The following is a 13,918-nucleotide window of genomic DNA, read 5'->3' as shown; positions in this document are numbered from 1 at the left end:
ATGCCTGGCCCCTACTATTCTCAATCAGGTCGGGTATGCCCGACCCCTGGAAATTATTTTGCCGCTTTGCTGACTTCAGCTGCGACACGCTCAGTTGCATCCGGGATCGCCACCGCACGCGCTTTTTCAGCCATCTGCAATAACGTTGCACGATCCCAACGAGCCAGAGTGGCAGCCACTATCTCGGCGGTAAATTCCGGCTGCTCATAAATTTTGGCGGCTCCGGCCTGCTCAAGCGGCAGGGCATTCCAGTACTGCTGACGATCTTTGTGCTGGAATGGCACGAAGATCGCCGGTAAGCCTGCTGCCGCCACTTCACTGACGGTCAACGCACCGGAACGACACACCACCACATCGGCCCAGGCATAAGCACTGGCCATATCGTCGATAAATTCCGACACCCGATGTTGCGTCTGGTTCACACGAGCATAATGTTGATTGACCGCGTCGAGCGCGCCCTTACCCACCTGATGCCACAAACTGATGTCATCACCCAGCAACTCTGCCACCTGAGGCATCGTCTGGTTGAGCACGCGCGCGCCCTGACTGCCGCCAATGACCAGTATACGGGTTGGGCCTTCGCGTCCGGCTAAACGTACCGCCGGTAACGGCAGAGCCAGTACATCGGTCCGCACCGGGTTACCCACCACTTCCGCTTTGGGAAACGCGCCGGGAAAGGCTTGCATTACGGTGGTCGCAATCTTTGCCAGCCATTTGTTGGTTAATCCGGCAATCCCGTTCTGTTCGTGCAGCACCACCGGAATCCCACAGCTCCATGCCGCAAGGCCACCTGGACCGGACACATAACCGCCCATACCCAACACAACATCGGGCTTCCAGGCTTTCATAATTGCCCGCGCCTGGCGCCAGGCATTGAAGATACGCAATGGCGCAGCCAGCAACGCTTTAATCCCTTTGCCACGCAGTCCACTAATGCGGATAAAATCAATGTCGATACCATGCTTCGGCACTAAGTCCGCTTCCATCCGGTCAGCGGTACCCAGCCAGCGCACCTGCCAGCCCTGCGCCATCAGATGGTGTGCGACCGCCAGCCCGGGAAAAACATGCCCGCCAGTACCGCCTGCCATCACCATCAGTCGCTTTCCACTCATCGACTACCCTCTGCTAAACGCCTGCGCTTTCGCCAGGCGCGTTTCATAATCTATGCGTAATAAAAATACGATAGCGGTCGACATAATAATCAGACTCGATCCACCGTAACTGATCAGCGGCAACGTCAGACCTTTGGTCGGTAACATGCCCGCTGCGGCCCCAACGTTTACCAACGCCTGGAAGCTAAACCAGACACCGATAGAACACGCCAGAAAGCCCGAAAAACGCTGATCGAGCTCTAAAGCACGACGTCCGATGGACATCGCGCGAAAAGCGACGAAGAATACCATTAACAGGGCTAAAACCACACCGATATAACCCAGTTCTTCACCGATAATCGAGAAGATAAAATCGGTGTGTGCTTCAGGTAAATACTCCAGTTTTTGCACAGAATTACCTAATCCCTGCCCCCAGAATTCGCCTCGGCCAAAGGCCATCAACGATTGGGTTAACTGGTAACCACTGCCAAAGGGATCTTCCCAGGGATTCCAGAAGGAGGTCACACGACGCATTCGGTAAGGTTCAGCAACAATCAGCAAACACACAGCAAAAATGCCGGAGCCGATAATCGCCAGGAATTGCCACAGTTTCGCCCCCGCCAGGAATAACATGGCCAGCGTAGTAACAAACAGCACGACCACCGTGCCAAGGTCAGGCTGGGCCAGCAGTAACACAGCCAGCACCACCATCACACCCATTGGCTTACAGAAGCCCCAGAAGTTATTACGTACTTCTTCTACCTTGCGCACCAGGTAGCTGGCGAGGTAACAGAACAGCGTCAGCTTCGATAATTCTGCAGGCTGAATACGCAGTGGCCCAAGAGCGATCCAGCGCGAAGCCCCGTTGACCGAGCTACCCACCACCAGCACGATCAGCAGCATCAGCACGGAGGCCAGCAGCATGATGTTGCTGTAACGCTGCCAGAAATCCATCGGGATGCGCAGGGTGACCAGCGACATCCCCAGCGCCAGCGCAATGTAGAAGGCATCACGCTTGGCAAAATAAAATGGGTCGTCAGACAAACGCTGCCCTACCGGCATCGACGCGGACGTCACCATCACGAAACCAATAATCGCCAGGCCGAAGGTCAGCCACAGCAGGGTACGGTCATACAACACGATAGAGTTGGTATCGCTTTCACGCGATCCCATCACCCAGGATTTCAGGCGTTCGGAGAGGCCACCGGCCAGGCTCAGACCCGGTACACGCATCAGTTTGCCTCCCGCGCCAGTTGAGCAAAGACGTCACCACGCTGCTCAAAGTTCTTAAACTGGTCCAGGCTGGCGCAGGCGGGAGAGAGCAGCACCAGATCACCCGGCTGAACCTGGTCGGCAATCTGTTGCATCGCTTCAGCCATCGTTTCCGTCTGCACTGAAATCTCCGGACGCAAGGCGGCCAGCGCCGCACCATCACGGCCAAAGCAGTAAGTACGGATACGGTCGCCCTGCAAATAGCGGCTCAGCGAGCTGAAATCCGCCGATTTGCCATCACCGCCCAGCAGCAACCACAACGTTCCCTTCACCTGTAAACCATTCAGCGCAGCTTCTGTGCTGCCGACATTGGTGGCCTTGGAGTCATTAATCCAGCGTACGCCATTGTGTTCATGCACCAGCTGGAAGCGGTGTGGTAGGCCTCCAAAGGTGGTTAATGCTTTCAGGCTGGTGGCTCGCGGCAGGCCCACGGCATCGGCCAGCGCCAGTGCCGCCAGGGCATTGGTATAATTGTGCTGACCGACGAGGTGCATTTCGTCGGTGTTTAAGACTTTCTCGCCTTTCACGCGCAGCCAGACACTGCCCTGCTGGCGATTAAGATGATAATCGCCCACATCAGCACCAAAGCTGACACAGCGTTTATCCGCTCCGCGGACTGGCATGGTCATCGCATCGTCAGCGTTCACCACGCAGACGGCGGCATTTTCATAAATACGTAGCTTAGCGGCGCGATACTGCTGCATTCCCAGCGGATAGCGATCCATATGATCTTCAGTGACGTTGAGGATCGTGGCCGCTGCCGCCCGAAGGCTGACGGTGGTCTCCAGCTGGAAGCTGGAGAGCTCAAGCACATACAGCTGCGCGGGGTTGTCCAGCAGCATCAGCGCTGGCAAACCAATATTGCCGCCGACACCCACCTGCCAGCCCGCCGCTTTCGCCATTTCTCCCACCAGCGTGGTGACGGTGCTTTTCCCATTGGAACCGGTGATAGCCACAATCGGTGCCTGCGCTTCACGGCAGAACAGCTCGATATCGCCAACGATTTCCACCCCCGCATCGGCGGCATCCATCAGCGAAGGATGGCTCAGCGCCATACCCGGGCTGGCAACAATCAGATCGGCACTTTGCAGCCAGTCATCATTTAACGAACCCAACCAGCGCTCGACGTTTTCCGGCAGCTTTTCCAACCCCGGTGGCACGACACGGGTATCCATCACGCGTGGCGTTACGCCGCGTGAGACAAAGAAATCAACACAGGAGAGGCCCGTCAGACCCAACCCGATAATGACCACTTTTTTACCCTGATAGTCAGCCATAATTAACGCACCTTCAGTGTTGCCAGGCCAATCAGCACCAGCATCAGTGAAATGATCCAGAAACGCACGATGACGCGAGGTTCTGGCCAGCCTTTCAATTCATAGTGATGGTGGATCGGCGCCATGCGGAAAATACGTTGCCCGCGCAGTTTGAACGACCCGACCTGCAGGATCACCGACAGCGTTTCCACCACAAACACACCGCCCATGATCACCAGCAGGAACTCCTGGCGCAGCAGCACGGCGATGGTTCCCAGCGCGCCGCCCAGCGCCAGTGAACCCACATCACCCATAAAGACCTGTGCCGGGTAAGTGTTGAACCACAGGAACCCTAAGCCCGCACCGACAATCGCGGTACAGACAATCACCAGTTCACCGGCATGGCGCAGATACGGAATATGCAGATACTCAGCAAACTTCACGTTACCCGTTGCCCAGGCCACCAGGGCAAAGCCCGCAGCAACAAAAACGGTGGGCATAATCGCCAGGCCATCAAGGCCATCCGTCAGATTGACCGCATTGCTGGTGCCGACAATCACAAAGTAAGCCAGCAGCAGATACAGCAGCCCCAGTTGCGGCATCACGTCTTTAAAGAACGGCACAACCAGTTCGGTCGCCGGGGTATCTTTGCCGATCATGTACATCACGAAAGCCGCAGCCAGCGCAATCACCGACTGCCAGAAGTATTTCCAGCGGGCAATCAAGCCTTTGGTGTCTTTGCGCACGACTTTACGATAGTCATCCACAAAGCCAACGGCGCCATAGCCTAACAGCACGAACAGTACGCACCAGACATACGGATTGGAAGGATAGGCCCACAGCAGCACTGAAATCGTGATGGCAGTGAGGATCATAATCCCGCCCATCGTCGGCGTGCCGCGCTTGCTGAAATGCGATTCCGGGCCGTCGTTACGTACAACCTGACCAAAAGACATTTCCTGCAGGCGGGCAATCATTCGCGGCCCCATCCACAAGGAGATAAACAGCGCGGTCAGCAGGCTGACAATGGCGCGAAACGTCAGATACGAAAAGACGTTAAAGCCGGAATAAAATGTGACCAGATGCTCGGCCAGCCAGACTAACATGCGCCTTTCTCCTGTAAGGTTTGCACAACCTGCTCCATCGCAGCACTGCGTGAACCTTTAACCAATACGGTAATCTGTTGATGTTGTGACAGTAGCTCACGCGCACGCGCGCTGAGTGCTGCCTTATCACGGAAGTGCTCACCCACACCGCTGGCATCAGAGATGTCCTGGCTGAGTGAACCTACACTTAATACTTTGTCGATACCGGCGGCCTGTATGGCTGCACCCACCTGACGGTGGCACTCGGCGGCCTCAGCCCCCAGTTCGCCCATATCGCCGACGATCATCACGCGATAACCCGGCATCTCAGCCAGTACCTGTGCGGCGGCGGTCATCGAACCCACGTTGGCGTTGTAGCTGTCGTCCAGCAGCAACTGGTCCGCACCCAAGATCACCGGGAACAGACGCCCCGGAACGGCTTGCAGCGAACTCAGCCCTTGTTTTACTGCACTCAGCGGCGCGCCAACCGATAACGCCAGTGCACTGGCGGCCAGCGCGTTGGCAATATTGTGACGCCCCGGCAGCGGCAGCATCACCGCCACATCGCCTTTCGGCGTATGTAAGGTGAACTGCGTGCCCTGAGTGCTAAATGTCACGTCCGTGGCATAAAAATCACTGTCAGCCTGCTGCTCGGGCGAAAAACGCCAGACCGTTTTGGCATGCAGCGCCTGCTGCCAGTGCGGCCAGTCGTTGCTGTCGTTGTTGATAATCGCAGTGCCATGCAGCGGCAGGCCGTTAAAAATCTCACCTTTGGCTTTCGCCACGCCCGCCAGCGACCCGAACCCTTCCAGGTGCGCGGCAGCAAGATTATTCACCAGCGCCGTTTCCGGCCGGGTCAGTTCAGTGGTGTATGCGATCTCGCCCTGGTGGTTAGCCCCCAGTTCAATCACCGCATACTGATGATCGGTTGTCAGACGAAGCAGCGTCAGTGGCACACCGATGTCGTTATTCAGGTTTCCGGCGGTATACAGCGTCTCACCACATTCGCGCAGGATAGCGGCCGTCATCTCTTTCACGGAGGTCTTGCCAGAGGAGCCAGTCAGCGCCACAACGCGGGCACCCGATTGTTGACGGACCCAACCTGCCAGCTGGCCCAGTGCAATACGGGTATCCGCCACCACCACCTGCGGCACGGCGACAGGTAAGTGCTTACTCACTAATAACGCAAGCGCACCCGAGGTGAGTGCATCAGCAACAAAGTCATGTGCATCAAAGCGTTCGCCTTTCAAGGCGATAAACAGACAGCCTGCGGTGACCTTACGGGTATCCGTGGTGACCGCATCCATCGTCAGGTCGCTGCCATACAGCGTGCCGCCGGTGATGTCTGCCAGTTGCCGTAGCGTAAAAGCAATCATGCGAGAACCCCCAGCAGACGTGCGACGGTCACACGGTCAGAGTAATCAAAGCGCTGGTTACCGATGATCTGATAATCTTCATGGCCTTTACCCGCCACCAGAACAATGTCGCCTTCCTGCGCCTGCATTACCGCGTTAGTGACCGCTTGCGCACGTCCCATCACCACGCGTGCACGGCCCGCATCCAGCAGTCCACTCAGTACATCGGCAACAATCGCCGCCGGATCTTCGCTGCGTGGGTTGTCGTCAGTAATCACCACGACATCGGCAAACTGCTCGGCAATGGCCCCCATCAGCGGACGTTTACCTTTGTCACGATCGCCACCGCAGCCGAACAGGCACCACAGCTGACCTTTACAGTGCAGTCGCGCGGCTGCCAGCGCTTTCTCCAGAGCATCCGGCGTGTGGGCATAATCCACCACCACCGTTGGTTTGCCCGGTGCGCTGAACACTTCCATACGCCCGGTCACTGGCAGCAGTTGCTGGCCGGTAGAGGTCAGTGCAGCCAGCGGATAATCCAGAGACAGCAGCGTAGCCAGTGCCACCAGCAGATTGCTGACGTTAAATGCCCCCATCAGGCGGCTTTCAATTTCACCGTTCCCCCAACTGGATTCAAAACGCACAGAGGCCCCACCATCGTGGTAGTTAACGTCTGTTGCTTTCAGCCAGCGCCCACGGCAGCCGGGCTGTAAATTATTTTCCATCGTGACCGCGACGGCATCGGGCAATTTTTCCAGCCAGCGGCGACCCACATCGTCATCCGCATTAATGATCGCCTGGCCCACCTGATGCTCGGAGAACAGCAGCCATTTAGCCGCTTCGTAACGCGTCATATCACCATGATAGTCAAGGTGATCACGGCTCAGGTTGGTGAACGCAGCTGCCGCAAACGGCAAAGCAGCCACGCGATGCTGCACGAGGCCGTGTGAGGAGACTTCCATCGCTGCCAGCGTAGCGCCTTTGTTCACCAGCGAGGCCAGCAGGTGCTGCACATCCACCGCCGAGCCTGTCGTATTTTCCGCAGGTGCCAGTTGTCCGTAGACACCGTTACCCACCGTGCCCATCACCGCACCGGTTTCGCCCAACAACTGCGCCCACTGAGCCAGCAGCTGGGTGATGGTGGTTTTTCCATTAGTACCCGTGACGCCAATCAGCTTCAGTTTCTCACCTGGCTGCTGATAAAAACGCCCGGCCAGCGCAGACAGACGCTGAGAAAGCTGTGCGAGGAAGATCACCGGCACACCGTGCATCTGCACGATCTGTCCGTCTTCTGCTTCACCTTCGGCTTCGGCAATCACTGCCGCCACGCCTTGGGCAATCGCCTGAGGAATAAAACGGCGCCCGTCGGCCGCGTGGCCTTTTATCGCCACAAACAGATCGCCGGATGCCGCAATACGGCTGTCCAGCGTCATTTCACGCAGTGGGAGCTCCGGTGCGCCAGGCACCCAGGGGGCCAGTAAGTCGCGCAGATTACGATCGGTCACTCGATCCCTCATTCTTGTTAGTTACCATCTCGTTCTTGTCACTGGTGGGTAGCGCATCCGGTTCAACATTCATGGTGCGCAATACACCGCCCATGATGGCGCCAAACACGGGCGCAGATACCGCACCGCCGTAATATTTTCCTGCCTGGGGATCGTTAATCACCACCACCAGTGCAAAACGAGGGTTGCTGGCGGGTGCAACACCCGCGGTATAAGCAATGTATTTGTTCACGTACTTGCCGTCCGGACCGACTTTCTTCGCCGTACCGGTTTTAATCGCAATACGGTAACCCTTGATCGCAGCTTTCACGCCACCGCCACCGGGCAAAGCAACGCTTTCCATCATGTGCAACACGGTGCGCACCTGCGCTTCAGGGAAAACGCGTTGCCCCCCCCCCGGCGGGTCAACTTTGGTAATCGACAATGGGCGATAGATGCCGTAGCTGCCCATTGTTGCGTAGACTCGCGCTAACTGTAACGGCGTTACCATTAGCCCATAGCCGAAAGAGAAGGTGGCCCTCTCTATGTCAGACCACCGTTGTTTTTGAGGATATAAGCCACTGCTTTCTCCGACCAACCCCAAATTGGTCGCTTTGCCGAACCCAAAACGAGAGTAAGTATCCACTAACGCATTGGACGGCATCGCTAACGCCAGTCGTGAAACACCGACGTTAGACGACTTCTGTAGTACCCCGGTCAGCGTCAATTCGCTGTAACGCGCCACGTCTTTAATCTCATGGCCGTTAATCCGGTAAGGCACCGTGTTGAGTACGCTACCTTCACGAACCACGCCACGTTGCAGCGCCGTCATCACCACCATCGGTTTGACGGTGGAACCCGGTTCGAAAATATCGGTGATAGCACGGTTACGCATCACATCTTTGGTGGTACCAGACAGGTTATTCGGGTTATAGGCCGGACTGTTCGCCATCGCCAGCACTTCGCCCGTGTTCACATCCACCAGCACCGCCGTACCTGATTCCGCCTTGTTAAACGCCACGGCGTTATTCAATTCGCGATAGACCTGTGCCTGAAGGCGTTCGTCGATGCTCAACGCCAGGTTATGCGCTGCCTGGCTGTCTACCGTGGAAATATCTTCAATCACGCGGCCGAAACGGTCTTTACGCACCGTACGTTCGCCCGGTTGACCTGTCAGCCACTTATCAAAACTTTTCTCAACGCCTTCAATGCCCTGTCCATCGATGTTGGTGAAACCAATCAGATGGGAGGTCACCTGCCCGGCAGGGTAATAGCGGCGTGACTCTTCACGCAGGAAGATACCCGGCAGTTTGAGTTTCTTGATGTAATCGCCAATGGCTGGATTCACCTGACGCGCCAGATAAACAAAGCGGCCATTCGGATTGGCATTAACACGTGCCGCCAACTGGTCAAGGGGGATAGAAAGCGCATCGGATAAGGCTTTCCAGCGGCTGTCTAGCGTAATACCGCCTTTGTCGTGCAGTTCTTTCGGATCGGCCCAGATCGCATTGACCGGCACACTGACCGCCAGTGGTCGGCCCGCACGGTCGCTGATCATCCCGCGCGAGGTTGGGATGGCCTGAACGCGCAGTGAGCGCATATCCCCTTCTCGCACCAGTCGGTCAGGGTTAATGACCTGAAGATACGCAACCCGCAACAGCAGGCCTGCCAGCGCCAGAAAAATACAGCCACACAGCAACGCAAAACGCCAGCTTACAAAGCTGGCCTGATCTTCCGTGCGTTTCGACTTCTGCGTTTTGGTTGCGGCTCTCATTGAGTCCGTATGTCCTTATTGCTGTACCACAATATTTTCCTGAGAAGGATCAACGTGTTGCATCTGAAGTTTCTCCGTTGCTGTGCGTTCCACCCGGCTGTGATCGCCCAGTGCATTCTCTTCAAGGATCAGGTTACGCCACTCGATATCGAGGGCGTCGCGTTCCAGCACAAGCTGCTCGCGCTGAGCGGTCAGCAGGCGAGTTTTGTGTGCCGTCGTCACCACCAGCACGGCTGAAACCAGCGAGGCAACCAGCAGGATCAGAGGGATCTTGCCATGGCGCAGCAGGTCCCCGCCGATCACTCCCGGCAGGCTGTGACGTTCGTTGCCGATCATGACGCCGTGCGCTCCGCAATACGCAGTACGGAACTGCGCGCGCGCGGGTTATCACCAACTTCAGTGTCGCCAGGCATCATTTTCCCCAGGGCTTTCAGACGACGTCCGCCCAGGCTGTTCAGCTGTGCTTCGGTCATCGGGATACCATGAGGCACCTGAGGACCGCGACTCTGTTCACGCATAAAACGCTTCACAATGCGGTCTTCCAGCGAGTGGAAGCTGATCACCGAGAGACGTCCACCCGGAGACAATGCGCTCAGTGCACCTTTCAGCGCCTGCTCAATTTCTTCCAACTCACTGTTTACCCAGATACGGATTGCCTGGAAACTACGCGTAGCAGGGTGTTTAAACTTGTCTTTGACTGGCGTTGCCGCATAGATCACGTCGGCCAGCTCTTTGGTTCGGGTCATTGGCTGTTCGCGGTTGCGCTCAACAATGGCGCGTGCGATACGTTTAGCAAAGCGCTCTTCACCAAAGGTTTTCAGCACAAAGACAATGTCTGTTTCTTCTGCTTTCAGCAGCCACTCGGCCGCCGACTGACCGCGCGTGGGGTCCATACGCATATCCAGCGGCCCATCGCGCATGAAGGAGAAACCACGTTCGGCATCATCAAGCTGGGGTGAAGAAACACCCAGATCCAGCAGGATCCCGTCGATTTTTCCGGTGAGCCCACGCTCTTCGACATACTCCGCCAGTGCGGAAAAAGGGCCATGAATGATGTTGAAGCGCGGATCGGTGATCTCAGCAGCGGCGGCAATAGCCTGCGGATCGCGGTCGATGGCATACAAACGTCCCTGCTCTCCCAGTTGGGAAAGGATCAGGCGTGAATGTCCACCGCGCCCAAAGGTGCCATCAATGTAGATGCCGTCAGAATGAATATTGAGGCCGTTTACCGCCTCATCTAAAAGCACTGTGGTGTGTTTAAAAGTATCCTGCATAGCTATAACGACAAATCCTGCAGCCGGTCAGACAAAGGCGCCTGAGAGGACTGCTCTGCGTCAATATCTTCCTTGACTTGTTGATACCAGGTCTGTTCATCCCACAGCTCAAACTTGTTGAACTGTCCAACCAGCATCACTTCTTTTGTCAGACTCGCATGTTGACGAAGGGTATTCGCCAGCAACAAACGGCCTGCATTATCCATCTGGCATTCACTGGCGTGCCCCAGTAACAGGCGTTGTACACGGCGCTCTGCTGGGTTCATGCTGGATAAACGAGACAGCTTTTGTTCAATAATTTCCCATTCGGGCAGGGTATAGAGCAACAGGCATGGCTGGTGGAGGTCAATGGTACAAACCATTTGCCCTTGTGATTCCCCGATCAGCGTTTCGCGATAGCGCGTTGGCACGGCAAGCCGCCCTTTGCTGTCGAGATTGACTAACGTTGCCCCTCGGAACATGCCAGTCTCACCCCCCAGTTACCCAAGATCACCACTTAACTCCACAAATTCCCACCAAAAGAGTGTACGGAGCAGAGGAAAACATTGTCAAGCCGCAGCAATGACTGAATGGCACTATTTCTTCGTGAGGTAAAATAGGGGGAAGTTAAAAACAAACGACCTTAAGAGGAAATTTAAAAATAAACTAATGAATAATGGCAGGAAATTCTCACAAGCCTGTCAATTGCTCAAAAACTTACCACCTATTCATCGCAAAAAATAAGCTGCCCGCTTTGCGACGTGGGCGGCATTTTAAGTTATTTCTTAAAATTTTCCCAGCACAACCCCAGTGACAGCGCAGGGTACTGTGACTGGCAAGTTACAGAGTATTTATAAACGTCAGGCTTTATAATCAGATGCTGACATTCAGCCTATCTTTTTACTTTTATTTACCCGACCTCTCTCCACCATCATGGCTAAATTGTGCCCACCCTGTTGGACAGATAAGAAAAAGGCAGCTTTCGCTGCCCTGAGTTTTCAGTTTGTTTTACGGTTTAAACGACCCCGTCGATAAAGATTACGACGGATTCGTGTCAGACCCGGTTTAGGTTTACGGGGCTCATCAAGGCTGGCAAGCACCAACTCAAGGACACGCTCCGCAACATCGCGGTGTCGCTGCCCCACGGCCAGCACCGGGCAATCGAGGAAGTCCAGTAACTCATGGTCGCCAAATGTGGCGATGGCCAAATCCTGCGGCAGCCGCCCTTCCCGACGCAACGTCACATCCATTACGCCCTGCAACAGGCCGAAAGATGTGGTAAACAGCGCCTCAGGCATGTCATGGGTTTCCAGATATTTTTCAAATAATGTTGCTGCGGCACTGCGCTCAAAACTGTTGGCATAAATGTAGTCGATCGGCCGTTCGTCCCCTTTCCATGCATCCCGAAAGCCCAACTCACGAAGGAAGCTGACGGACAGTTCCGGTAACGCCCCCAGGAAAAGCACTGATTTTGCGGGCAACTTACGCAATTCAGCACCCAATGCTTCGGCATCATCCTGATCGGCACCCACCACGCTGGTAAAGTGCTCACGATCCAGCGCACGGTCCAGAGCAATGATAGGCAGTGGATCGTTAATCCAGCGCTGATAGAACGGGTGCTCCGGCGGCAAGGAGGTAGAGACAATAATGGCATCCACCTGGCGTTGCAGCAGGTGTTCCACACAGCGCATTTCGTTATCAGGCTGATCTTCCGAACAGGCGATCAGTAACTGGTAGCCTCGCTGGCGGGCCTGGCGCTCCAGATAGTTCGCAATCCTTGTGTAGCTGGTATTTTCCAGGTCAGGAATAACCAGTCCTATCGAACGCGTGCGTCCGGCGCGTAACCCCGCAGCCACTGCATTCGGATGGTAATTATGCTCACGCACCACCGCCATAACCTTCTCGACGGTTTTATCGCTGACACGATACTGCTTGGCCTTGCCATTAATCACGTAGCTGGCCGTCGTACGCGAAACACCCGCGAGGCGCGCAATTTCATCCAGTTTCACAATAACCCCACAATTCGCTATGGATTAGTATTTGTAACATCTAACCGCAGAATAGTTTAGCGAGCAACCGCTTTTCATCTGCGACAGGGGCTTTGTGACAAAATAAAAAAACCCGGCATTACGCCGGGTTAACAAACATTCGGGATTCGGGTGGGAAGCTATCAACGCATAATGCGTTCGCCGCGCGCCACACCAACAATACCTGAACGCGCAACTTCAACGATTTCCGCGACTTCACGTACGGCGCTGAGGAAGGCATCCAGCTTGTCACTGGTGCCCGCAAGCTGAACCGTGTAAAGCGATGGCGTTACATCCACAATCTGACCACGGAAAATTTCAGCACAGCGTTTGACCTCTTCACGCCCATAGCCGCTGGCCTGGATCTTCACCAGCATGATCTCACGCTCGACGAAAGCGCCCTGCCCGAGTTCGCTGACACGCAGCACATCAACCAGCTTGTGCAGCTGCTTCTCGATCTGCTCCAGAACCTTTTGGTCACCCACGGTCTGAATCGTCATACGCGACAGCGTCGGATCGTCCGTGGGTGCCACGGTCAGGCTTTCAATGTTATAGCCGCGCTGGGAGAACAGGCCTACCACGCGGGACAATGCGCCGGATTCGTTTTCCAGCAGAACCGATAATACACGACGCATAGTTACGTCCTCTCCGTTTTGCTCAACCACATTTCGTCCATACCGCCACCGCGAATATGCATCGGGTAAACGTGTTCCGTGCCGTCAACGTTAACATCAACAAACACCAGGCGCTCGCGGCCCAGATGTTCGAGCGCTTCTGCCAGCTTCGATTCCAGTTCATCAGGATGGCTGATGGAGATACCTACGTGACCATAAGCCTCTGCCAGGCGGACAAAATCAGGGAGCGATTCCATATACGACTGCGAATGGCGACCGGAATAAATCATGTCCTGCCACTGCTTCACCATGCCCAGGACACGGTTGTTCAGATTCAGCACCAGTACCGGAATGCCGTACTGCAACGCGGTAGACAGCTCCTGGATATTCATCTGAATACTGCCATCGCCAGTGACACACACGACGGTTTCCTGCGGCAGAGCCAGCTTCACGCCCAGTGCAGCCGGCAGGCCAAAGCCCATCGTTCCCAGGCCACCGGAGTTGATCCAGCGGCGTGGTTTATCAAACTGATAATAGAGCGCAGCAAACATCTGGTGCTGACCCACGTCGGAAGTGACGTAAGCATCGCCATTTGTCAGGCGATAGATGGTTTCGATCACCGCCTGCGGCTTGATCTTATCGCTGGTACGGTCAAACTCGAGGCACTGACGTGAACGCCATTGATCGATGCTCTGCCACCAGTCGCG

Annotated in this window: 13 protein-coding genes; all 13 read right to left on the bottom strand. The window is 55.7% G+C overall.

Features of this window, described 5'->3' with window-relative positions:
* Positions 1–53: 53 nt before the first annotated feature.
* Positions 54–1,112, bottom strand: coding sequence for an undecaprenyldiphospho-muramoylpentapeptide beta-N-acetylglucosaminyltransferase (murG, locus tag WH277_RS25535; protein ID WP_133842301.1), 1,059 nt, complete (start codon positions 1,110–1,112; stop codon positions 54–56).
* Positions 1,113–1,115: 3 nt separating this feature from the next.
* Positions 1,116–2,324, bottom strand: a complete 1,209-nt coding sequence (ftsW, locus tag WH277_RS25530) for a cell division protein FtsW (protein WP_133842302.1) — start codon at positions 2,322–2,324, stop codon at positions 1,116–1,118.
* Positions 2,324–3,640, bottom strand: a complete 1,317-nt coding sequence (gene murD, locus WH277_RS25525) for a UDP-N-acetylmuramoyl-L-alanine--D-glutamate ligase (RefSeq protein ID WP_133842303.1) — start codon at positions 3,638–3,640, stop codon at positions 2,324–2,326. Before murD ends, ftsW begins: the two co-directional genes overlap by 1 nt.
* A gap of 2 nt (positions 3,641–3,642) precedes the next feature.
* Positions 3,643–4,725, bottom strand: coding sequence for a phospho-N-acetylmuramoyl-pentapeptide-transferase (mraY, locus tag WH277_RS25520; protein ID WP_133842304.1), 1,083 nt, complete (start codon positions 4,723–4,725; stop codon positions 3,643–3,645).
* The gene (gene murF, locus WH277_RS25515) at positions 4,719–6,080 is read right to left on the bottom strand and encodes a UDP-N-acetylmuramoyl-tripeptide--D-alanyl-D-alanine ligase (RefSeq protein WP_133842305.1); all 1,362 of its coding nucleotides are present in this window, start codon (positions 6,078–6,080) and stop codon (positions 4,719–4,721) included. Before murF ends, mraY begins: the two co-directional genes overlap by 7 nt.
* Positions 6,077–7,564: a UDP-N-acetylmuramoyl-L-alanyl-D-glutamate--2,6-diaminopimelate ligase gene (gene murE / locus WH277_RS25510; RefSeq protein WP_133842306.1), complete on the bottom strand. Its 1,488-nt coding sequence runs from the start codon at positions 7,562–7,564 to the stop codon at positions 6,077–6,079. The genes murF and murE overlap by 4 nt, the downstream gene beginning before the upstream one ends.
* Positions 7,551–9,317: a peptidoglycan glycosyltransferase FtsI gene (locus WH277_RS25505; protein ID WP_339507320.1), complete on the bottom strand. Its 1,767-nt coding sequence runs from the start codon at positions 9,315–9,317 to the stop codon at positions 7,551–7,553. Before WH277_RS25505 ends, murE begins: the two co-directional genes overlap by 14 nt.
* Before the next feature lie 15 nt (positions 9,318–9,332).
* Positions 9,333–9,653 carry a cell division protein FtsL gene (ftsL, locus tag WH277_RS25500; RefSeq protein WP_133842308.1) on the bottom strand — a complete coding sequence of 107 codons (321 nt, stop codon included), beginning with the start codon at positions 9,651–9,653 and terminating at the stop codon, positions 9,333–9,335.
* Complete coding sequence (rsmH, locus tag WH277_RS25495; protein WP_133842309.1) at positions 9,650–10,591, bottom strand: 16S rRNA (cytosine(1402)-N(4))-methyltransferase RsmH; 942 nt, start codon at positions 10,589–10,591, stop codon at positions 9,650–9,652. The genes ftsL and rsmH overlap by 4 nt, the downstream gene beginning before the upstream one ends.
* A 2-nt stretch (positions 10,592–10,593) precedes the next feature.
* Entirely contained in the window at positions 10,594–11,052 is a 459-nt protein-coding gene (gene mraZ / locus WH277_RS25490; RefSeq protein WP_133842310.1) for a division/cell wall cluster transcriptional repressor MraZ, read from the bottom strand.
* A gap of 516 nt (positions 11,053–11,568) precedes the next feature.
* Entirely contained in the window at positions 11,569–12,579 is a 1,011-nt protein-coding gene (cra, locus tag WH277_RS25485; protein ID WP_133842311.1) for a catabolite repressor/activator, read from the bottom strand.
* A gap of 161 nt (positions 12,580–12,740) precedes the next feature.
* Entirely contained in the window at positions 12,741–13,232 is a 492-nt protein-coding gene (ilvN, locus tag WH277_RS25480; RefSeq protein WP_133842312.1) for an acetolactate synthase small subunit, read from the bottom strand.
* Between the two features lie 2 nt (positions 13,233–13,234).
* The coding region (locus tag WH277_RS25475; RefSeq protein ID WP_339507319.1) for a thiamine pyrophosphate-dependent enzyme at positions 13,235–13,918 on the bottom strand (684 nt) is incomplete at its 5' end.

Source organism: Erwinia sp. MYb416 (assembly GCF_037479575.1).
GTDB lineage: Bacteria > Pseudomonadota > Gammaproteobacteria > Enterobacterales > Enterobacteriaceae > Erwinia > Erwinia rhapontici.
The sequence above is the reverse complement of the archived record's forward strand: the minus strand, read 5'-3'. Positions and strand labels throughout refer to the sequence as shown.

Bases quoted from the DNA above. Each gene is read 5' to 3' on its own strand.
- murG (WP_133842301.1), bottom strand. From the start codon at position 1,112: ATGAGTGGAAAGCGACTGATGGTGATGGCAGGCGGTACTGGCGGGCAT.
- ftsW (WP_133842302.1), bottom strand. From the start codon at position 2,324: ATGCGTGTACCGGGTCTGAGCCTGGCCGGTGGCCTCTCCGAACGCCTG.
- murD (WP_133842303.1), bottom strand. From the start codon at position 3,640: ATGGCTGACTATCAGGGTAAAAAAGTGGTCATTATCGGGTTGGGTCTG.
- mraY (WP_133842304.1), bottom strand. From the start codon at position 4,725: ATGTTAGTCTGGCTGGCCGAGCATCTGGTCACATTTTATTCCGGCTTT.
- murF (WP_133842305.1), bottom strand. From the start codon at position 6,080: ATGATTGCTTTTACGCTACGGCAACTGGCAGACATCACCGGCGGCACG.
- WH277_RS25505 (WP_339507320.1), bottom strand. From the start codon at position 9,317: ATGAGAGCCGCAACCAAAACGCAGAAGTCGAAACGCACGGAAGATCAG.
- ftsL (WP_133842308.1), bottom strand. From the start codon at position 9,653: ATGATCGGCAACGAACGTCACAGCCTGCCGGGAGTGATCGGCGGGGAC.
- rsmH (WP_133842309.1), bottom strand. From the start codon at position 10,591: ATGCAGGATACTTTTAAACACACCACAGTGCTTTTAGATGAGGCGGTA.
- mraZ (WP_133842310.1), bottom strand. From the start codon at position 11,052: ATGTTCCGAGGGGCAACGTTAGTCAATCTCGACAGCAAAGGGCGGCTT.
- ilvN (WP_133842312.1), bottom strand. From the start codon at position 13,232: ATGCGTCGTGTATTATCGGTTCTGCTGGAAAACGAATCCGGCGCATTG.